Below are 20,716 nucleotides of genomic sequence, written 5' to 3'. Positions count from 1 at the left end.
CCGTCCAACTTACTTGGCGTTAGGCGGCTTTCATCTTCCACGGGTTGATTACCGCCACGCCTATTGCTTCGAAGCGTTCGGGAGCTCTCGTTGCCACGGCAAAGCCGTTGGCTAGGGTAATCGCTGCGATGTAGCCATCGGCGACAGAGAGCTCGATGCGAGTTTCCCGTGCCTTCACCATCAGCCCAGCATAGGCTTGCGTACAGGGAAGATCGAACGGAAGGACGCGCCCGGCAAACAGGGGTAGCGCCCGCTTCTCCAGGTTCTCCTGCAACTTCGTCCGGCGATCCCCTGCCGGGAGCAAGGCGATGCCAGTGCGTAGCTCTGCCACTGTGATAGCGGAGAGGTAGAGAGTCTCGAGGGCCTGGGCGTCGATCCACTCGATAACGCGCGGTTCTGGCTCCTGACACAATGGTTCCGAGATGACGTTGGTGTCGAGCAGGATCATTCGAAGTCCACCGGACGCGCCTGGGTCTTGTCGCGGACTTGCTCGAAGGCGGCGAACTCATCATCGGTCAGCTGGGCATGGCGGCCGATGTCGGCCAGAATGGACCCCAGCTTTACCCGGCCTTCGGGGGCTACAGCAGCCTCCAGGATCTCGCGCACCTCGGCTTCCATACTGTGCCCGTGCAGAGCCGCACGGACACGCAGGGCGCGGTGTACCTCGTCTGGTATGTTGCGAACTGTAAGCATTGCCATCGGTCGGTGATCCCTGAACGTCGATGAATGCATATTATGGTTTTGCATGCACTTCTGCAAGCTAGGCTGTATACAGCTCTATACGTATTGTCGGGTGGTCTTCGAAAAGAGCTCCGCCAGGGTAGTTGGACCTGGGCCGAGGCCGGCTGTTTGGTGGAGGAGTTGTGCGCTCTCCTCTCCGTAGACCTCTACAGGAAAAGCTGGGCAGCGGTTTGCCAAAAGCCAGAAGGTACGTGTAACCCCGTTGGTGAAGCCCAAGCACAGCTGGCCACCAGTATCGACATGGGCTCCCGCCTCGGCGAGGGGTACAGGGTTATTTACGCCATGAGAAAAGCCATCCACTGCCCATTTGTACTTGTAGTCAGCAGACATCTGAGATCGGCAAATGCAATCTGAGCCCCGGCGCCTTGATATCCTTGGACTGGCCTTGAGCCAAGCGTGATAGAAGCGTTCAGCGTCCAGATGCACGACAAAGAACTCGTGGTTGACTGCCCCTGATCTAACCGACATAAAGCGTGGCGCGTGATTCGGTATCGAAACCCGCCAGACTGCCTTGAATGGATCGACCTTCACCAGCTCCGGTGACTCTGGACTTCTATGGGATTGAGCCGCCTTACGGAGTTGGCGCAATTCGAAGTGACGGGACAGAACGTCATGAATCCTGCGTCGAAACATGGTCAGAAAGCCGAGGTCGCGATAGTTACCATCAATTCTTACCCAACCACCTTGAACTTGACTACCCGCCCTCTCTACGCCGTTTCAGCTCAGCCCGCGCCCAAGCAGAGGCTTCTTTCATGTCCCGCCGCAGTTCATCCAGTTCTTCGGAAGTCAGCCAGCGAACCGCCGGCTCTCCTCTTTCTGGATGCGTCTCGTCGTCCTGGTCAACGATTATGGTTTCACTCTCATGCTGCAATTGTGGGCGTATCTGTTCGTCCATGTCCTCCTCCTGGCTGAAAGGCGGCCATTGGCCGCCTGAGCTATCGCTGGTCAATGGCTCCCATAAATAATGTCAGAATCCAGTATCGGAAAATCCCGCCGCCTCTGAGAACGGGGTTCTTCCGGTTCCAGCTCCTACGTCGGTGCTAGTGTGCGTGCTGCATGGCACTTCCTCTCGATCCGAGCGGGCTGGGCGGTTCACAAAGGCTGAAATCTCTGACTCAGCGTTACTCTCGCCCTCAGCCGATAGCTCGACAGCCGGTAAAAAAGCGGCTTCAGTGTGGGCTTCATGCGCTTCGTCGAGCATATCCAGGGCTACCATAAAATGGCGTTGTTTCATCGTGGGGTCTCCTTAGGTGTCCTGCTGGCCACGGTTCAAAAAGCGAGCGATCTCGTCGCTACGGTCCTGCTGGTGTTCACTACCGCCCAGGCTGTCGCTGTCGAATGAGGGAGCAGAGTCGTCCGCTTCTGCGACATCACTACCACCTTCCGGCTCCATGCCCTTGCGAATTGAGGACGCCAAGCGACCACCAGCGGTTTGATCAACCTTGTCCTGGAATTTTCCGGCCATCTTCACCCCAACCCCTTTGGCCAGCTCGCCAGCCGTTCCAGCTCCCAAGGATGCCGCCCGCTTGAACCCTCCATCTCCACCAGAACGGGAGCCAGAACCAGAGAAGCCAGCCGCCTGCGCAAATGGGGTGTCACCGGTGCCAGCTTCATTTCCGGTGGAGCTGCTGCCACTCCCACCACCGCTGCTGTCACCTCCAGTGCCAAAGCTCGGCATGTCCGCTCCTGACCCTGACATATTGGACTGGGCCTTCTCGAAGGCAGCCTTGATGGCTGACCCGCCACCTACTGCATTCGCCGCACCGCCCAACATCGCGTTCCCAGCCATCTTGCCCGCCGTGAGGGCCATACCTCCCGCTGATATGGCTGCTCCTACCGCAGCACCGGCACCAAATGACCCGATGCCCATTGCTCCCACGCTGCCACCCGACACCAGGCCGGAAATCATCGGTGGAATCTTGTTAACCAGAAATAGCAGGATCACCGAAACAACCAGCATCACGACCAACTCCTGGGACGCCATGTTCTCGCTCATCTGCGAGTAGTAGTGAGTAATGAACTCCCTACCGATGGCGACCAGAAGCACCATTGCCATCAACTGAGCCGCTATGCCGAGAATAGCCTTGTAATAGTTGATCGCCATGTCTGATGTCCAACGGGAACCGCCAAATCCCAGGAAAAACACTCCCGCATAAAGCAGTATCCAACTGGCAGCTAGCAGCAGGAGCAGGTTGACGGAGATAATCGCCAACACCAGCAATACGGCCAAGGCCATACCTTCCATCACCAACGCAGTGGCAAACTGCTTCCAGCTCAACTCTGACGTGGCCTTCACCGTCTGGTCGTACAGTTCAAAGCCGATATCAAGGATGCTGGACGGCCCCAAGTTGCCGTTGGAGAGGCCACCGGCTTGTGCCCCAAGGGTCTGCAATGACTGTACGATGGTTCCCGCGATGTTCATGCCCTGTGTCGCGTTCGTCAGCAACCACCAGAAAAAGCCTGTAAAGATGGTGAAACGAACAAGCTCGGCAAAGAACTCGCCAATGTCGGCCTTGCGCAGCGCCATCATGCCGAATGTCCAGACCATCGAGATCACTACCAGGGTCCAGAACAACCGACTGGCGGCCGCTTCTATGGCAGGCCCCCACGTTGATGCCGCGGAATGAAAGCGGTCCAACACATCATCCATGATGTTGCTGCTGGATAGCTCCTGAGCCATTGCAGTATCGGACAACATGACGACGGCCATCATGCCCAAACCACCAAAAACGAATCGTTTCATGCAACGCCCTCCCTCAATATCTGTCGGGGGAGCTGGGTTCGAACTCCCATTCCCGCATGCGTTGGGCCTTCTCGAACGACCGGCAGGCTTCGGTGAAGGCTTTTCGGTTCGATTCCCGGCTCAGCTCACGGATAGCCTGCTGAAAGGCAACTGGCGCGCACGTGATCGCACTCGCCTCTGGTACCGTTTCCTGCTCACAACCTACCAAGGCAACAGCTGCCACAAGAGGGATGATCTTCTTCATCGCAGCCTCCTTAATAGCGATCTGCTGCGCTAGGTTGGTAATTCCAGGTACGCATCTGCCTTTCCCGCGCTTCCCCTCTGGCGTTAGCATCCAGTTCGGCAGCGAGACGGGCGGCTTCAGCGTTCTGCTGAGCAATCAGCAAGCTGCGAATTTGCAGAAGTTGGTTCGCTTGGTTACTGGCGAGCTGGTTTGCGTAACCAATGGCGGCAAGTTGACCATCCGCGCCCTGAGCAGCGGATTGCAGACGCTCAAGCTGTCGAGCATCAGACGCCAGATTATCCTGTTGCTGATCCAGCCCCCCGGAAGAGCGCATCGTTGGCCGCTTTTTGCGATTCAGACGCCAGGCGACGGTTTTCATCCATCGCTGCACGTTCGGCATCCGTGCAACCGCCGCCATTGAAGCAGGGAGAACTCCGGTAATACGCTACGTCCTGGAACTTGCCTAGGTGAAGTGGTCCCCGGAATTCGGACCAGGCGCTAAGCTCTGATCAGACCGACCAGGAGAGCTTGATCATGAGCAAGAAACGTCGACAGTACAGCAGTGAGTTCAAAGCCAAGGTAGCCCTCGCCGCCCTCAAGGGAGAGCAGACCACGTCGGAGATCGCGGCCCGCTTCGAGATCCACCCCACCATGGTGAGTCAGTGGAAACGCGAACTGCTGGACAATGCCACCGGCGTCTTCGAGAGCAAGAGTTCCGGTAAAACCGCTCAGAAGACCCAGGAGGAGTGAAGTGGTCCCCGGAATTCGGACCAGGCGCTAAGCTCTGATCAGACCGACCAGGAGAGCTTGATCATGAGCAAGAAACGTCGACAGTACAGCAGTGAGTTCAAAGCCAAGGTAGCCCTCGCCGCCCTCAAGGGAGAGCAGACCACGTCGGAGATCGCGGCCCGCTTCGAGATCCACCCCACCATGGTGAGTCAGTGGAAACGCGAACTGCTGGACAATGCCACCGGCGTCTTCGAGAGCAAGAGTTCCGGTAAAACCGCTCAGAAGACCCAGGAGGAGATCGATACGCTCTACCGCGAGATCGGCAAGCTGACGGTGGAACGGGATTTTTTGTCACGCGGGCTCGGTCGTTGAGCCGGGCCCAGCGCGTGGCACTGGTCGAGCCGCAGGCGCCCGACATCAGCCTCCGGCGTCAGTGCCAGCTACTCGGTATCAGTCGCTCCTCAATGTACTATCAGCGCAAGGCGCTAGGGGCCTATGACCTGGAGTTAATGCGTCTGATCGACGCGGAGCATCTGCGCACACCGGCCTATGGCTCACGACGGATGTCAGCCCATCTCAATCGCCAGGGATACGCGGTGAACCGCAAGCGCGTTCAGCGATTGATGCGCGAGATGGGCCTACAGGCTATTTATCCAAAGCCATGCACCAGCCGGCCGGGCATGGGGCATCGGATCTATCCTTACTTGCTGCGGGGGCGGGTCATCGACCGCCCCAATCAAGTGTGGGCGACCGATATCACATACATTCCCTTGGCGCGCGGGTTCATGTACCTGGTGGCCATCATGGACTGGCACAGCCGTCGCGTGCTGGCCTGGCGGGTCTCCAACACCCTGGATACGGACTTCTGTATCGATGCTTTGGAGGAAGCCTTGGCGCGCTATGGAAAGCCCGAGATATTCAATACAGATCAAGGCTGTCAGTTTACCAGCCAGGCGTTCACCGAAGTGCTGGAAGCCCATGATGTCCGGATAAGCATGGATGGCAAGGGATGCTATCAGGACAACATTTTCGTGGAACGACTCTGGCGCAGCGTGAAGTACGAGTGCGTTTACCTGAAGGCTTTCGAGAGTGGCGCCCACTTGCGAAGGGATCTGAAGTGTTACTTCGCTTGGTACAACACGGAGCGGCCCCACCAAGGGCTGGACGATGCCACACCTGATGAAGTGTACTTCTCTCAACCACTGACCCAGGCGGCCTGACGCCGATGATGACCTGATCCGAGCTTAGACGACCCGTCAGGTGGTCCAAAGGATGGGGTCCACTTCAAGTGCTCGAGAGTGGAAGCAGCTGCGGCTGATACCGCCGCAAACAAAAATGGCCATCGTGAAGAATTCACGACGGCCATTTTTTCATCACTCTTATCTTTGTTACCCAAGCGCCCAGACCCGCGCTATCGCTGCAGCCCCTCCCCCACGGCTGACAATTACCACCTCCCCAATCTTGCAGGACCTGCCATGTCGCTCTCCAACACTAACCCAGCCCCCACCATCGACTCCGCCAGTTTCCGAGAAGCCCTCGGCCACTTCGCCTCCGGCATCACCATCATCACTACCCAGGTCGACGATGAACCGATCGGCTTCACCTGCCAGTCGTTCTACAGCGCCTCGATGAATCCGCCGCTGGTCTCCTTCAGCGTCAAGGCCAGCTCGTTCAGCTACCCGAAGATCCGCCAGGCAGAGCGCTTCGCCGTCAACATCCTCTCCAGCGAGCAAAGCCATGTCTCCAACCAGTTCGCCATGCGTGGCGCAGATAAATGGCAAGGCATCGACTGGCAGCTCTCCCCTCTCGGCAACCCGGTCATCAATGACAGCCTGCACTGGCTCGACTGCAAGATTCACGCAGAGCATCCCGCAGGTGATCACCTGATCGTGATCGGGGAAGTGAAAGGACTGAATCTGGATGTTGCGGGGACGGCGCGGCCGTTGTTGTATTTCAAAGGGAAGTATAGGGGCATGGCTGGGGGGGAATAAGGCTGGAGGATACTGGGCGGCTGAAACCTTTGAGATCAGACCAGGGGATTATGAGTTCGCTTTTAAAATAATAAGTTACTGATACCTGAATTCAAGCAATAAGCGCAGCACCTGCGGTATCCAGGCCTCTTGAATATTCCCCTAGAAACACCTGCGCCGGTGTCCGGTAGCCGAGTTACTTTCGAGGACGGTCATTCAGCTTTTCGACCACCTTGCGTAGCTCTGCATTGCTGATCTGGCGGAAATCCGTTCCTTTGGGGAAGTACTGCCGTATCAGGCCATTCGTATTTTCGTTGGTCCCACGCTGCCCAGAGCAGTAGGGATCGCAGAAGTACATCGCCGCCGTCACGGCTTGGCCACTGCTTCGTGGCCAGCGAATTCCGAGCCATTGTCCAGTGTGATCGTCTGGACCGCTCCCCGACGCGGCTTCAACAAGCGGATCATGGCTGCTTGCGTCAACTCGGCTGAGATCCTGGGCAGTCGTGCGGCCAGTCAATAGCCACTTCGACGCTCGACCAGCGTGACCAAGCCTGATTGCTTGTGGCCCTGTATCACGGTGTCGCCCTCCCAGTGGCCGATGAAGCGCCGGTCATCAATCTCATCTGGGCGGTGCTCGATACCGACTCGGTTGGGGATCTTGCCCAACCCGGCGCTCTTGGCATGCGTGCGGTGCTTATTGCGGCGTTTGGGCTGACGGAGATGCCGCCAAAGGTCACCACCCCGTGCCTTGTCGTCCCAGATCAAGGAGTAGATCCATTGATGACTGACATTAACGCCGGCCAAAGGCGCCATGAAGCCACTGATTTGCTGTGGGCTCCACTCCTCACGTAGCCGACCGGCAACGGCGGCCATCATGCCTGGAAGGCGCTTTGACCACTTGGTAGCAGTGCGGCGCCGATGATCACTGAGTGTCTGGGCCTGCTCGGGATCATAGCCATCAGCGGTGGCGTTACGGCGAATTTCACGGCTGATCGTGCTGCTGTGGAGGTTCAGCTCCCTGCCGATCTGGCGCTGGCTCATGCCCAAGTCATAACGGGCGTGGATCTGGTATCATTGGGTCTGGGTCAGCTGTCGGTATTCCATACTCTGCTTCACTTTGGTCAGTGAGCCGAGAAGGGTACCGGGGCTGGCCCTCCTGCCTCTACCATGCGGTCCAAAGTGCTGCGGTTATTCTATGAACCCAGGAATAAACCACACTGGTTTACCTTCAAACATAGAATCGCCATTACAGGCCGCTTCTAGTAAATAATTTGAACCGAAAGCTAGATAATCCTCCCGAAAAGCAGCTTGTTCTCGTCGCTAATCTCGGCGCCATGGAGGTCGTTCAGCCGGTTGATGACCCCAGCCAGGCGCTGCTTCTCAGAATCGTGAGGCTTGCCGGCCCCTTCCTCGCCCCCATGCGTTTCTGCTCAGCTTCAAGTAATCTAACGAAAAAACTGATAAGCAACCAATAAACGCAGCAGGGAAGCAGCTATGATAAGGCAAGCTTTCAGCGAACGGGACATCTGCACCAAGTTCATCACCCCCGCCATCGAGCAGGCAGGCTGGAACATCCATACCCAGGTACGTGAAGAGTATCCGGTTAGCGATGGCCGCATCACGGTGCGGGGCCGCATGCATCATCGGGCTCACCCGCGCCGAGCGGATTACGTGCTGTCTTTTCAGAAGAACCAGCCCATCGCCGTCATTGAGGCCAAGGACGCCAGCCACAGCTTGGGCCATGGCATGCAGCAGGCCCAGGCCTACGCGGAGAAGCTCGATGTCCCCTTCGCCATTAGCTCCAACGGCAGCGGCTTCCTGTTCAGCGATCCCCACCGCCTGGTCTTCGATCAGGCCGAGACCAACCTGGCGCTCGATCAGCTCCCCGGGCCCGATGCGCTCTGGCACGGCTACCGCCGCTGGAAAGGCCTGAGTGAAGAGACACGCCCGGTCGTCGAGCAGCCTTTCTACGATGATGGCAGCGGCCGCACGCCCCGCTACTACCAGATGGTCGCGGTCAATCGCACGGTCGAAGCCATTGCCAAAGGGCAAGATCGCCTGCTGCTGGTGATGGCCACTGGCACCGGCAAGACCTACACCGCTTTCCAGCTGATCTGGCGACTGTGGAAGGCCGGCCGCAAGCAGCGCATCCTGTTTCTGGCGGACCGAAACGTACTCGTCGATCAGACCAAGAGCGGCGACTTCAAGCCCTTCGGCGCGGCCATGACCAAGATCTCCAAGCGCCAGGTCGAGAAGTCGCACGAGATCTACCTCTCGCTGTATCAAGCCGTCACCGGCAGCGAGGAAGAAAAGAACATCTACAAGCAGTTCAGTCCGGACTTCTTCGACCTGGTCGTCATCGACGAATGCCACCGTGGCAGCGCCGCCGAAGACTCTGCCTGGCGCGCCATCCTGGACTACTTCAGCGGGGCCACCCATATCGGGCTGACCGCGACGCCCAAGGAGACCACCGAGGTTTCCAACATCCACTACTTCGGCGAGCCTATCTACACCTACTCGCTCAAGCAGGGCATCGACGACGGCTACCTGGCACCCTACAAGGTGATTCGGGTCGACCTGGACCGCGACCTGCAAGGATGGCGCCCCAGCGACGGCCAGATCGATATCCACGGCGAGGTGATCGAGGATCGTATCTACAACCAGCGAGACTTCGACCGTCATCTGATCCTGACGCAACGCACCGAGCTGGTCGCTCGAACCGTCACCGATTACCTGACCCAGACCGACCCGATGCAGAAGACCATCGTCTTCTGCGAGAACATCGACCACGCTGAGCGGATGCGCCAGGCGTTGGTCAATCTCAACCCTCAGCACGTGGCCAAGAACCGCAAGTACGTGATGCGCATCACCGGCGACGAGCTCGAGGGGAAGGCCGAGCTCGACCACTTCATCGACCCCGAAGAGCCCTACCCCGTCATCGCCGTCACCAGCAAGCTGATGACCACCGGCGTCGACGCCAAGACCTGCAAGCTGATCGTGCTCGACCAGCGCATCCAGTCGATGACCGAGTTCAAGCAGATCATCGGACGCGGCACGCGGATTGACGCCGATCACGACAAGTTCTGGTTCACCATCCTCGATTTCCGCAAGGCCACGGAGCTTTTCGCCGACCCCGCCTTCGACGGCGAACCAGAAAAGGTCTACGTACCCGGCGAAGGCGACCCGCTACTACCGGACGACGACGATGAAGCCGAGGACAGCGTCGATGGAAACGCGCCCGCTGACGAAGACGGCGCATCCCCCGACGACGAGTCACCGAACGATCCCGCCTTGCCCCCCGAAGGGGGCTGGGAGGATGACGAGGACGGCGGCATCGGCGAGCCGCCCAAGCGATACGTCGTCGATGACGTCACCGTGGCGGTCATCGGCCGGCGCGTGCAGTACCTGGGGCCGGACGGCAAGCTGATCACCGAAGAGCTGACCGACTACACTCGCAAGACGGTACGCGCCCACTACGCCACCCTGAAGGACTTCCTGCGCCGTTGGGAGGCCAGCGACCGCAAGCAGGCCGTGCTGGATGAGCTGGCTGAACAAGGCGTGTTCTGGGAAGACCTCACCAGCGAGGTCGAGAAGACACTCGGCGATACACCGGACCCCTTCGATGCCATCGTGCACATCGTCTACGGCCAGCCTGCACTCACCCGTCGCCAGCGCGCGGCCAAGGCCCGCCAGTCGGACTATTTCACTCGCTACGAGGGCCAGGCCCGCGCCGTGCTGGACGCCCTGCTAGACAAATATGCCGACAACGGCGTGGCCACCATCGAGGACACCAAGGTACTGAAGCTGGCACCGCTGGACCGGCTCGGTACCCCCGTGGAGCTCGCCAAGGCCTTCGGCGGCAAGGCCGGTTATCGCGAGGCAGTGAGAGCCCTCGAGGAAACGCTCTACGCAGACGCCGCTACAGTCGGCTGACCCAGCTAGGTACAATACGTCGCATTCTGCGCGCCGGCAGCCACACCGGCGCGCTTTCGGTTATCGAGACGAGATTCCCATGAGCATCAGCACCACCATCAAGAGCATCCAGGACATCATGCGCAAGGACGTCGGCGTCGACGGCGACGCCCAGCGTATCGGCCAGTTAGTCTGGATGCTGTTTCTGAAGATCTACGATGACCGCGAACAGGAATGGGAGCTGGACTACGACGACTACGTCAGCCCCATCCCCGAGCAATTGCGCTGGAGCAGCTGGGCCGCCGACCCGGAGGGGCTGACTGGCGAGGGCCTGAAGAGCTTCATCGACAATACCCTCTTTCCCGGGCTGCAACAGCTGGATGCCGGCGGCGACGCCCGCGCCGCCGTCATCCGCAGCGTGTTCGAGGATGCCTACAACTACATGAAGTCCGGCCATCTGCTGCGCCAGGTGATCAACCGCATTCAGGAAGGCATCGACTTCAACGCCTCTCAGCAGCGTCACACCTTCGGCGACATGTACGAGCAGATCCTCAAGGACCTGCAAAGCGCCGGTAATGCCGGTGAGTTCTATACGCCCCGCGCCGTGACCGAGTTCATGGTCAACCGCGTCGATCCCAAGCTTGCCGAGAGCGTGATGGACCCGGCCTGCGGCACCGGCGGCTTCCTCACCTGCGCCATCGAGCACAAGCGCAAGCACTATGTGCAGACCCCCGCCGACGAGCAGGCGCTGCAATACAGCATCCATGGCTGGGAGAAGAAACCGCTGCCACACCTGCTGGCCACCACCAACATGATCCTGCACGGCATCGAGGTCCCCAGCCAGATTCGTCACGACAACACCCTGAACCGTCCCTACCGGGACTGGGGCCCGAAGGAGCGGGTCGATGTGATCGTCGCCAACCCGCCGTTCGGCGGCACCGAGGAAGACGGCATCGAGAACAACTTCCCGGCGGAATTCCGCACCCGTGAGACCGCCGACCTGTTCATGGCACTGTTTATTCGCCTGCTGAAGCAGGATGGCCGCGCCGCCGTGGTGCTGCCGGACGGTTTCCTGTTCGGCGAGGGCATGAAGACGCGCCTCAAGGAAAAACTGCTCAGTGAGTGCAACCTGCACACCATCGTTCGCCTGCCCAACGGCGTGTTCAACCCCTACACCGGCATCAAGACCAACCTGCTGTTCTTCACCAAGGGCCAGCCGACCGAACAGGTGTGGTACTACGAGCACCCCTACCCCGAGGGCTACAAGAACTACAGCAAGACCAAGCCCATGCGGGTCGAGGAGTTCGCCACCGAGATCGACTGGTGGGGCGACGAGGCCGATGGCTTCGCCAGCCGCCAGGAAACCGAGCAGGCCTGGAAGATCGGCATCGAGGAGATCAAGGCGCGTAACTACAACCTGGACATCAAGAATCCCTGGCAGGAAGAGCAGGTCAGCCACGCCCCCGACGAGCTGCTCGCACAATACGCTCGCCAGCAGGCCGAGATCCAGGAGCTGCGCGATCAGCTGAAGACCGTGCTCGGCGATGCGCTCAGCCATGAGCCGCAAGACCAGACCACACCGCAGCAAGCGGAGGAGCCGGCATGAGCGTTCAGAAGCTGATCACCGACCATCTCGACCTATGGACCAGCGCCGTGACGCACAAGAACGGCTCAGGGCGGAATGCATCGGGTAAGAACGGGAAAATCGAGCTTACCGGTATCAAGAAGCTGCGCGAGCTGATCCTCGAGCTCGCCGTGCGCGGCAAACTGGTGGAGCAGGACCCGAGCGATGAACCTGCCAGCGTACTGCTGGAACGTGTCGCCGAGGAGAAAGCCCGGCTGGTCAAGGATGGGAAGATCAAGAAGCCGAGAAAGCTGCCTCCACTAACCGATGCTAACAAGCCATTTTCGCTGCCAGAACGTTGGGAATGGACTCAAATAGAAGCGGTCGGTCATGACTGGGGACAAAAGGAACCAGATCGGGTATTTAGCTATATTGACGTATCATCGATTGACAACATCAAGGGGATAATAGATCAGCCTGAAGCTGTCAGTCCAAGTAATGCACCTTCACGGGCCAGAAAGAAAGTTAGGCAAAACACCGTTGTTTACTCAACTGTTCGACCCTATCTTAAAAACATAGCGGTCATTGATAAAAAGATTGAACCCGAGCCCATTGCTAGCACAGCTTTCGCTATAGTGAGCCCGTTAAGTGGTATCCCTGCAAAATATCTATTGCACTACCTTAGAAGCCCAGTATTTGTTCGCTACGTGGAGTCTGTTCAGACAGGCATTGCCTATCCAGCCATTAATGACAAGCAGTTCTTTTCGGGCGCTCTTCCAGTTCCACCTTTGCAAGAACAGCACCGCATCGTCGAAAAAGTCGACGAGCTAATGGCCCTCTGCGATCGGTTGGAACAGCAGGTTGGCGACCAGCTGGAAGCCCATAAGGTGCTGATCGATACCCTGCTCGATGCCCTCACCCGCTCCACGGATCCCGCCGAGTTAGCCGAGAACTGGGGCCGCGTGGCCGAGCATTTCGATACGCTCTTCACCACCGAAGCCAGCATCGACAAGCTCAAGAAGACCATCCTCCAATTGGCGGTGATGGGGCGATTGGTGGAGCAGGATCCCAATGATGATCCTGTCAGTGCGTTGCTCGAAAGGATCGCCGAGGAGAAGGCACAGTTGGTCAAGGACGGGAAGATTAAGAAGTCCAAAAAGCTTCCCTTCCCGGAAGATCAAGACAAGAAATTCCCCCTGCCAGATGGTTGGGAGTGGGCAAGCATTGCCTCTACAGGCATTACTTCAACTGGGAAAACACCCAGCACCAAGGAAAGGCTTTTTTTTGATGGAGAAATACCATTTATCGGGCCCGGACAAATAACCACATCAGGTCATATCAACCAACCTGACAAGTTTCTTTCAGAAAATGGTCTTTTGGAGTCAGAAGAAGCTCTCCCCAATGATATAGTCGTTGTTTGTATTGGTGGATCTATAGGAAAATGCGCCAAGATTCACAAGCGCTGTGGGTTCAACCAACAAATCAATAAGGTTCGGCCAATATTAGTCCATCCTGACTATCTTCTCTCAACGCTTTCCACAGACTTTGTCCGCGAACTTATCTTGGAAAAATCTACCGGGTCAGCGACACCTATAATAAACCGTTCCAAGTGGGAAGAGATTTTTATCCCTCTTCCACCTATCAATGAACAGCACCGCATCGCCGAAAAGGTCAGTGAGCTAATGGCCCTCTGCGACCAGCTAAAAACGCGCCTGAGCGAGTCCGGCAAGACCCGGTCCCAGCTCGCCGAGACGGTAGTGGAACAGGCGGTATCCTGATATGGCACCAGCACCGAAATTTCAGCATGGGGGCTATGACAAGCCGTGGCTCAGCTATCGCGATCAGTTGGAAACCCTCCGAGCGCGAGGACTTTCCATTACCGACGACGATAAGGCCCTCGACTATCTACAGCGCATCGGATATTACCGGCTGAGTGGTTACTGGTTTCCCTTTCGCCAGCGGAGTGAAGCCTGCTGCGCCTGGCCCCGCCGACGAAAAGGGCGGAAAGCCAAGGATGGCCGCGTCGAGCGCATCGCGCTGGATGAGTTCAAGCCGGGCGCTACCTTCCGGGATGCCGTCGCCCTGTATGTCTTCGACAAGCAGCTGCGGTTGCTGGTGATGGACGCCCTGGAACGCATCGAAGTGGCCTTCCGGGTCGATATCTCCCACACCGTCGGTGAGCACGGCGCCTTTGCCTACCTCGACCCTGGCCATCTCTTCGAAGCCTTCGCGCAGGAAATCAACCAGAAGACCGGCATTACCGACCATCAGGCGTGGCTGCAGAAGCAGGCGGTGATGATCAATCGCTCCAAGGAGGAGTTCATTCGCCATAACAAGGAGAAGTACGGGCTGCCGCTGCCAATCTGGATCGCCTGCGAGGTGTGGGACTTCGGCACGCTTTCCACGCTCTACGACGGGATGCGTCAGGATGACCAGGATCAGATCGCCGCCCGCTATGGCGTCCGAGACGGCCGAGTGCTCGCCTCCTGGCTGCGCAGCCTCAACTATCTACGCAATGTCTGCGCCCATCATAGTCGCCTATGGAACCGCAACATGGTGGATCAGCCGGCCAAGCCCACCACGGGCGACGTGCCGCATTTCGAGACCGCCTGGCAAAAAGGGCATGAGCATCAACTGGCACGTGTCTTTGTGCTGCTGTGCGTGATGAAGCATCTGCTGACAACGATCAACCCGAGTTCCAGCTGGTGGGAACGCCTCAAATCTCTCCTGCACGCATTCCCCGATCTCTCTCACGTAGGAGTAGACCTGCACGGCATGGGGGTCATCGAAGGCTGGGAACACTGGGAGTGGCCTGTACGGCCTTAAAGCGAGCATTAAAAAACCCCTCAGCAGCTTCACCGCAAAGCGGATTCACTGATCGGGGCCGTGTTGACAGACACTATAAAGACCACTCTCGTGGGGTGCAAAGGGTTTTATATAGCTGAATAGAATAAAAGGGTCAGTATGTCCATCGAACAAGGAATCTGGAAGCTGGCTGGTACTACGGGTGAGCTGCCGCAGAAGCTGTGGCCCATGGGGCTCGCCAACGAGGGTCAGCTGGAAGATCAGATCATGCAGGATGTCTCGATCCTCAATCAGGACTGGCTGCTGATCGGCCGGCAGGTACGCACCGGTTTCGACAAGCTGATCGACCTGCTGGCCATCGGCGCCAACGGCACAGTTATCGTCATCGAGCTCAAGCGCGACAAGACGCCCCGCGACGTGGTGGCTCAGGCCATCGACTATGCCTCCTGGATCGTCACCCTGGCCGACTACCAGCTGATCGAGATCTATAAGGCCTTCGCCGAACGCTATCAGCGACCTCATGCGTCTCTTGAGAACGCCTTCGAGGCCAAGTTCGGCATCACGCTGGACAGTGTCACCCTCAATGAGAATCACCAGCTGGTGGTCGTCGCCACCCAGCTCGACGCCAGCAGCGAGCGGATCATCAGCTACCTCAACGAGCATGCCCAGCTCTCGATCAACGCCATGTTCTTCGCCGCCTTCGAGGACCAGGGCAATCATTACCTGAGCCGCGCCTGGATGATCGACCCAGACGAACCCACCCAGCCGGCGGCTCGCACGCGCAAGGAACCCTGGAACGGCGAGTTCTACGCCTCCTTCAGCGATAACCGCCCCTGGGAACTAGCACGTCGCCATGGCTTCATCGCCGGTGGTGGCGCGGCCTGGTACTCCAAGACCCTTGCCATGCTTTCGGAAGGAGACCGGGTCTGGGTCAACATCCCGAAAACCGGTTATGTAGGCGTGGCCGAGGTGATCGGGGAGCGTTGCCGAGGCGACCAGTTCATGGTGCAGACCGAGCAGGGAAGTCAGCGGCTTCAGGATCTCACAACAGCCACCGAGTACCCGCAGATCCACCGGGCGACCGATGACGACGACGAGGAAGCAGCGGAGTATCTGGTGCCGGTCCGCTGGATCGCCTCATTTCCTGCATCGCAGGCATTCAGCGAGGTCGGCCTGTTCGGCAACCAAAATACGGTCTGCAAACCCACGGCACCGAAATGGTGTAGGGTGCCGGATGATCGGATTTCACAACGAAGCTATCTTTTGTTAGCCTCTCGTGAGCTCATCAAGCAATTGATTCAGAAAAGCTTCATGGACATCAGGCTGCATAAGCAAGCGACGACGACACCGAAAATCCGTGCCGACATCCAAGCAGCTCCCTCCAGCATGACCAATAAAGATCTCGCTCGTCAGTTCGGGGTCAGCGTCTCAACTATACAGCGCTGGCGCTATCGTGATGATGTCCTGGATCGTTCCCACACACGTCATAACCTACTCGCGACTCTGACCTCAGAACAGGAAGAGATCGTCATCGCCGCACGTGAACTGCTTTGCCTGGGGCTCGATGATCTACTTGTCGTTGCTCGGGAATTCCTGAACCCCAATCTGTCGCGTTCCGCACTTCAGCGCATGCTCAAACGACGTGATGTACCGACTCTCGCCAAGCTGGCGCGTCAAGATGCGAAGGAGGACGAGAAGCCCAAGCATCGGCCTTTCAAGGATTATGAGCCCGGGTATGTGCACATTGATATCAAGCACCTGCCCCAAATGCCTGACGAAGATCAGAAGCGTTATCTCTACGTCGCGATTGATCGTGCCACTCGGTGGGTGTATCTGGAGGTCAGATCAAGTCAATCTGCAAAGGACGCCCAGGCGTTCATGAAGCGTGTGGAAGAGGAGGCTCCCTTCACGATTCGAATCGTGCTCACGGACAATGGTAAATCCTTTACCGATCGCTTCACCGTGGGTGGCGAACGTAAGCCCAGTGGAAATCATCTTTTCGACCAGGAATACGGTGTAGAGATGGCCGAGCAAGGCGAGCTCCAGGCGCACGGTATTGGCGCTGATAGGCTGGCCACGATGGCCAATGCTGTTCAGGCGGGTGTCACGGAAGTTGGCGATCAGCTCCGGCGTCAGGGCCGCGAGGGAATACTTGCCCAGGTGCTCGATCAGCGTGCTGGCCTTGTGGCGCTCGCTCTTTTGGGTGCTTGGCTTCTTGGTGGGGGTGACGTCGGCCAGGTAGCGCTTGAGGGCGGCTTCGAGCGTCATGCGCTCCGAAGCGCTGCGCTGGATATAGACGCCACGCACCATTTCGTCTTCGGTGCGGCGTGCCCAGTCCTGGGCGTCTCGTTTGGTGCGGAAGGTCTTAGCGGTGGTGGGCCAGCCGGTCTTGCGGATGACGGCTTTCCAGCTACCGGCAGGGGTCTTGACGATGGTGGCCATGAAAGTCTCCAGGGGGCTGCTGAAGGATCGGCACTGTACCGAAACTGTACCCTTGGACTATGGGACTCACCAGGTAAAATTCGTAAGACGCTGATTTCATTGGTGGGCCCAGCTGGACTCGAACCAGCGACCAAGGGATTATGAGTCCCAAGATCAACTAACCTTCTACTTTTAGCACGGCTACCGCACGGCGCTTACCTCTGGGGCAGGGAAAACGCATGAAAGCTTTCAGACCGCGAGAATGTCAGCAAGATATGTCTCAACCAGTGCCGCTTTCTTCTGTTTCCGCCGAATTCCGCCTTTGAAAGATTTCTCTCCTTTCAGGTAATTCAGCGCAATATGCCGGACCCTAGCGAGGTTTTCCGCCGCCTGTCCGCGGTGGATTTTGCAGGCATCTTCACGAAGCGCCACATCCAAAGACCAGTGGAGCTTGGCCTCAATATGCCAGTGCTGCCGAGCTGCTTCGGCGAGCTTCTTGGCGGTCAACTCGGCTGAACTAATGTAGTAGCGGATCATCGGCTCTTCAGGAGCCTCATCGCCCTCTTGGCGAAAACTCATCACTACCCCTACCGCTTTCAAGCCCGGCCATTCGTAGCTAAGCTCTTGAAACTCTTCAGTAATCTCACTCACAATGTGATAGCGCGTCTCTTGCCGGCCGCGGTTCTTTTCATCCGTGATATACGAGTCTCCCGAAAAGCTCGCCACCTTGGTTATTGGGAATGCCGTCTCGAAGGCGGCAGCCAAAGCTGGCTGATTCCCCTTTACCGATAGCAGGTAATCGGCACCCTTCTGCAGGACCTGAGTGGCGATCTTTTTCTGGCAGCCCATGGCATCAATTGTCACCAAGCAGCCTTGCAGATTGAGTAGCTTTAGCAGCTCGGGAATCGCCGTAATCTCATTCGACTTCTGCGCCGTCTTCACCTGCCCTAGCACGACACCATTAGCCGCGCTGAAGGCACTGACCATGTGGATCGCACCCTTGTTCTTGCCATGGCAATACGAGCCACGCAATGTCTTGCCATCAATGGCTACCACTGCGCCCTCAGTCACGTCATGGCAACTTTTCATCCACTCAGCGAATGCAGTTTGCAGCTGCTCGGCATTCACCAGGGCCATCACCCTGGCCAAGGTATCGTGGCTCGGCACGCCAGCCTTAAAATCGCCGTACTGGCGAAGAAAGTCCAACTTCGCGTGGCCAAAATCTTCGATTTCATCCCAACCTTCTGCACCACAGATCACCGCACAGACGATCAGAAACAAGATATCCGACAGCTGATGCTGCACTTTCCACGCCTGGCGGAAGTCGGAAACAATCGATAAATGGTGCATAAGAGACGGTGTCAGCATCGGATCATCCATGAGCGAAAGCTGCTAAATGACCACATGAGGTCCTTTTGGTAAAGCGCTACGAGGCCCGTCGTAGAGCGGTTTTTCATGCATTTTCCCTGACCTCTGGGGCGAGCTCCGTCTCATGGTCTTCCACCATGGCGTCCTGCCTTGGCGAGAGATGCATATTTAAATATAGGAAATTCCAAGAAATCTAATAATAGCCGAGTCGAGGCAAGCGCGAGAAGGAATCGTTAATTGAGTGCGACACCCTGCGTCGCATTAATGAGACGCCAAGCTCGATATCCAGCGCGTTTCGCCTCGCCCTCACCTCTAGCGCGTCCAACTCAACACCGGAAATTTCCGCCACTTAGACCATCGCTGACTTACAAGCGAATGAATCTCTGTCGCAATTCTGTCCTTAGAGTTAACAGGCGTGTAAGCCATGACTTACAACCCTTAAAAATCCACTTTCCTCGCTCTCACGGGAAATTTCCGCCCAGACACGGAAAATTCCGGCTTCTCAAGCCATCACCCATCGATAACTCACTGATTTATATAGAAAGTGGTGATAAGGGAGGCTCCGAATCGCCCTATCTCATCTCACAGCCAAAACTCATATTGCACTGCAACAAAAACAGGCGTATCAATGTACCCAGGTTCCTTACTTGGAGAGCACAATGGCTAAACAACCTGCCTGGTCAGAGTTGGTCCCGACGACGCCGGCTGCAATGTTCGATGTCTGGAAACTGGGCACGACGTCGGTAGAGATGTGGTCGACGGCCATGTCGACCATCATGTCGCGCACTCAGTTGTGGGGAACCCAGTCGCCGCTGGACCCGAAGATGATCACCGAGAACCAGAAGATGGTGTCGGAGAAGATCGCGGCCAGCTGGGAGATGTGGTTCGTGATGCAGAAGGCGTGGATGAATGCGATGACGGGCGGCAAGGTGGCGCCGTGGTGGACGACGGGCACCCTCTTCATCAAGCCGTTGCACAAGCGTACGACGGCCAACTCGCGTCGACTGTCGTGAGAGGCGTTGCATGACTTGCAGCTGCGGCCAATAAGCTGTGAGCTGAGATGCGCTCAGATATGGTCGGATGCGCTCAGATGCCACAACGCAAGACGGGAGCCCTGGTGGCTCCCGTCTTGCGTTGTGCTCTGGCGATGATGTCAGGTCATTGCCCTGCTCTTTGCTTTGCGTGCTCTTTCCATTGCGTGCCCTGTCTGGACTCTTTCTTCTCCGGGCCCTTTCTTTCCCTATCCCTGCCTTGGCACGCCGCGAGCGGACTATTGGCCTGGCTCGAGGGTTTCGTCTTCGGCGGTCAGGCAGGCTTGCCAGATGCGTTCGGCCACGCGTTGGTCGTGCTCGGCGTGGCGGAAGAGGCAGATGTCAAGCGGTGCAGTGTGGCTATCATCGCTGATGATGACGAGGCGCCCGGCGGCCAGCTCGTCGCGCACGGCGCGTTCCGGCACCCAGGCGATGCCGCTACCGGCGAGAGCGCCACGCTTGAGCACGTCAGACATCGAGCATTCGTAGCGGAAGTTGAGTCGCGCGGCGAGGTTCTGGCGACCGATGATCAGTGCGGTCAGTCGGCCGAGATAGCTGTCACTGGAGTAGCAGAGATAGGGTTGCGGCGTGTCGCTGTCGAGGGAGTAAAACGCCTGGCCTGTGTCATCGACGGCACTGACGGGCACCAGTCGCTCGGAGCCGAGCACGATGGAGGGGTAGCGCACGATGTCGGTGAGCGTCGGGAGTAGCGGGCTGTTGTAGGCCAGCATCAGATCACAGTTGCCGCTGATCAGGGCATCGACACAGCCGGCAACGTGGTCGGGCACGATACGTGCCTTCAAGTTGCCCAGTCGGCTTTGCAGCTGTTCATGCCAGTCGACGAAGAAGCTGACCGCCAGCGTGTGCGAGGCGGAAATCGAGACGACTTCTTCTATCTTGGGCACGAAGCCGAGCGCCTCATCGCGGCCGACGCGCAATACCGAAAGCGCATCCTGGGCGGTGCGCTGGAAGGATTCGCCCGCAGGGGTCAGGCCGACGGGGAACAGGCTGCGGTCGATCAGGGTGGCGCCGACCCAGTATTCCAGATTGCGAATACGACGGCTGAAGGCCGGTTGCGTCACGTTGCGCAGGGTGGCGGCGCGCGAGAAGTTACGCGTCACCGCCAGGGTGAGGAAGTCTTCCAGCCAGTTCATTTCCACGGCGAGCACCTGAAGAGAGGCATGAATGAGGCAAAGGCACACAGCGGGC

General features: G+C 58.0%; 18 protein-coding genes and 2 pseudogenes. 9 read left to right on the top strand and 11 right to left on the bottom strand.

The annotated features are described in order from the left end of the window. Nucleotides 1-19 precede the first annotated feature (19 nt). The 8 genes from R1T44_RS08100 to R1T44_RS08070 form a co-directional block, all read right to left on the bottom strand. Nucleotides 20-448: a type II toxin-antitoxin system VapC family toxin gene (locus R1T44_RS08100; protein WP_317292851.1), complete on the bottom strand. Its 429-nt coding sequence runs from the start codon at nucleotides 446-448 to the stop codon at nucleotides 20-22. Further along, nucleotides 445-699 (bottom strand): FitA-like ribbon-helix-helix domain-containing protein, encoded by a 255-nt coding sequence (locus tag R1T44_RS08095; protein ID WP_317292850.1) that lies wholly within the window; start codon nucleotides 697-699, stop codon nucleotides 445-447. The genes R1T44_RS08100 and R1T44_RS08095 overlap by 4 nt, the downstream gene beginning before the upstream one ends. A gap of 78 nt (nucleotides 700-777) precedes the next feature. Further along, complete coding sequence (locus tag R1T44_RS17495; protein ID WP_394805775.1) at nucleotides 778-1,209, bottom strand: plasmid fertility inhibition factor family protein; 432 nt, start codon at nucleotides 1,207-1,209, stop codon at nucleotides 778-780. A gap of 226 nt (nucleotides 1,210-1,435) precedes the next feature. Continuing rightward, on the bottom strand, nucleotides 1,436-1,636 hold the full coding sequence (locus R1T44_RS08090; protein WP_317292849.1) for a hypothetical protein: 201 nt from the start codon (nucleotides 1,634-1,636) through the stop codon (nucleotides 1,436-1,438). 72 nt (nucleotides 1,637-1,708) lie between these two features. Continuing rightward, entirely contained in the window at nucleotides 1,709-1,975 is a 267-nt protein-coding gene (locus R1T44_RS08085; RefSeq protein ID WP_317292848.1) for a hypothetical protein, read from the bottom strand. Nucleotides 1,976-1,987: 12 nt separating this feature from the next. Next, nucleotides 1,988-3,484 carry a P-type conjugative transfer protein TrbL gene (gene trbL, locus R1T44_RS08080; protein ID WP_317292847.1) on the bottom strand — a complete coding sequence of 499 codons (1,497 nt, stop codon included), beginning with the start codon at nucleotides 3,482-3,484 and terminating at the stop codon, nucleotides 1,988-1,990. A gap of 13 nt (nucleotides 3,485-3,497) precedes the next feature. After that, nucleotides 3,498-3,728 carry an entry exclusion lipoprotein TrbK gene (gene trbK, locus R1T44_RS08075; RefSeq protein ID WP_317292846.1) on the bottom strand — a complete coding sequence of 77 codons (231 nt, stop codon included), beginning with the start codon at nucleotides 3,726-3,728 and terminating at the stop codon, nucleotides 3,498-3,500. A 10-nt stretch (nucleotides 3,729-3,738) separates the two neighbouring features. Next, the gene (locus R1T44_RS08070; protein WP_457851504.1) at nucleotides 3,739-4,086 is read right to left on the bottom strand and encodes a hypothetical protein; all 348 of its coding nucleotides are present in this window, start codon (nucleotides 4,084-4,086) and stop codon (nucleotides 3,739-3,741) included. A gap of 155 nt (nucleotides 4,087-4,241) precedes the next feature. On the opposite strand from R1T44_RS08070, the gene R1T44_RS08065 reads away from it, so the two are divergent. The 3 genes from R1T44_RS08065 to R1T44_RS08055 all read left to right on the top strand — a co-directional run bounded on the left by R1T44_RS08065 (nucleotide 4,242) and on the right by R1T44_RS08055 (nucleotide 6,427). Continuing rightward, a complete protein-coding gene (locus R1T44_RS08065; RefSeq protein WP_317292845.1) occupies nucleotides 4,242-4,457 on the top strand; it encodes a transposase in 216 nt (71 codons plus the stop codon). 63 nt (nucleotides 4,458-4,520) lie between these two features. Next, nucleotides 4,521-5,656, top strand: a protein-coding gene (locus R1T44_RS08060) for an IS3 family transposase (RefSeq protein WP_394805767.1) whose coding sequence is annotated in 2 segments (ribosomal slippage) — nucleotides 4,521-4,779 and nucleotides 4,779-5,656 — 1,137 coding nt in all. Because the reading frame shifts where the segments join, the coding sequence is not laid out codon by codon here. Nucleotides 5,657-5,734: 78 nt separating this feature from the next. Next, nucleotides 5,735-6,427, top strand: a complete 693-nt coding sequence (locus R1T44_RS08055) for a flavin reductase family protein (RefSeq protein ID WP_317292843.1) — start codon at nucleotides 5,735-5,737, stop codon at nucleotides 6,425-6,427. Between the two features lie 91 nt (nucleotides 6,428-6,518). Here R1T44_RS08055 and R1T44_RS17530 read toward each other — a convergent pair. Continuing rightward, nucleotides 6,519-7,471: pseudogene (locus R1T44_RS17530) on the bottom strand (IS30 family transposase). 429 nt (nucleotides 7,472-7,900) lie between these two features. On the opposite strand from R1T44_RS17530, the gene hsdR reads away from it, so the two are divergent. From hsdR to R1T44_RS08025, 5 genes and pseudogenes are all read left to right on the top strand, one after another. After that, nucleotides 7,901-10,339: an EcoAI/FtnUII family type I restriction enzme subunit R gene (hsdR, locus tag R1T44_RS08045; RefSeq protein WP_317292841.1), complete on the top strand. Its 2,439-nt coding sequence runs from the start codon at nucleotides 7,901-7,903 to the stop codon at nucleotides 10,337-10,339. A gap of 79 nt (nucleotides 10,340-10,418) precedes the next feature. Further along, nucleotides 10,419-11,924: a type I restriction-modification system subunit M gene (locus R1T44_RS08040; RefSeq protein ID WP_317292840.1), complete on the top strand. Its 1,506-nt coding sequence runs from the start codon at nucleotides 10,419-10,421 to the stop codon at nucleotides 11,922-11,924. Beyond that, the gene (locus R1T44_RS08035) at nucleotides 11,921-13,660 is read left to right on the top strand and encodes a restriction endonuclease subunit S (RefSeq protein ID WP_317292839.1); all 1,740 of its coding nucleotides are present in this window, start codon (nucleotides 11,921-11,923) and stop codon (nucleotides 13,658-13,660) included. Before R1T44_RS08040 ends, R1T44_RS08035 begins: the two co-directional genes overlap by 4 nt. A gap of 1 nt (nucleotide 13,661) precedes the next feature. Beyond that, complete coding sequence (locus R1T44_RS08030) at nucleotides 13,662-14,708, top strand: Abi family protein (protein ID WP_317292838.1); 1,047 nt, start codon at nucleotides 13,662-13,664, stop codon at nucleotides 14,706-14,708. A gap of 1,290 nt (nucleotides 14,709-15,998) precedes the next feature. Continuing rightward, nucleotides 15,999-16,745 (top strand): annotated as a pseudogene (locus tag R1T44_RS08025) (DDE-type integrase/transposase/recombinase); the annotation flags it as partial. A 612-nt stretch (nucleotides 16,746-17,357) separates the two neighbouring features. Here the strand turns inward: R1T44_RS08025 and R1T44_RS08020 are convergent. Further along, nucleotides 17,358-18,476 (bottom strand): ISAs1 family transposase, encoded by a 1,119-nt coding sequence (locus R1T44_RS08020; protein ID WP_317292837.1) that lies wholly within the window; start codon nucleotides 18,474-18,476, stop codon nucleotides 17,358-17,360. A 659-nt stretch (nucleotides 18,477-19,135) separates the two neighbouring features. On the opposite strand from R1T44_RS08020, the gene R1T44_RS08015 reads away from it, so the two are divergent. Next, the gene (locus tag R1T44_RS08015) at nucleotides 19,136-19,489 is read left to right on the top strand and encodes a hypothetical protein (RefSeq protein ID WP_043335079.1); all 354 of its coding nucleotides are present in this window, start codon (nucleotides 19,136-19,138) and stop codon (nucleotides 19,487-19,489) included. A 257-nt stretch (nucleotides 19,490-19,746) separates the two neighbouring features. On the opposite strand, the gene R1T44_RS08010 is transcribed toward R1T44_RS08015, so the two are convergent. After that, a complete protein-coding gene (locus tag R1T44_RS08010; RefSeq protein ID WP_317292931.1) occupies nucleotides 19,747-20,661 on the bottom strand; it encodes a LysR substrate-binding domain-containing protein in 915 nt (304 codons plus the stop codon). Nucleotides 20,662-20,716 lie beyond the last annotated feature (55 nt).

The sequence above is a fragment of the Cobetia amphilecti genome (assembly GCF_032923285.1).
Taxonomy (GTDB): Bacteria; Pseudomonadota; Gammaproteobacteria; order Pseudomonadales; family Halomonadaceae; genus Cobetia; species Cobetia amphilecti.
The sequence above is the reverse complement of the archived record's forward strand: the minus strand, read 5'-3'. Positions and strand labels throughout refer to the sequence as shown.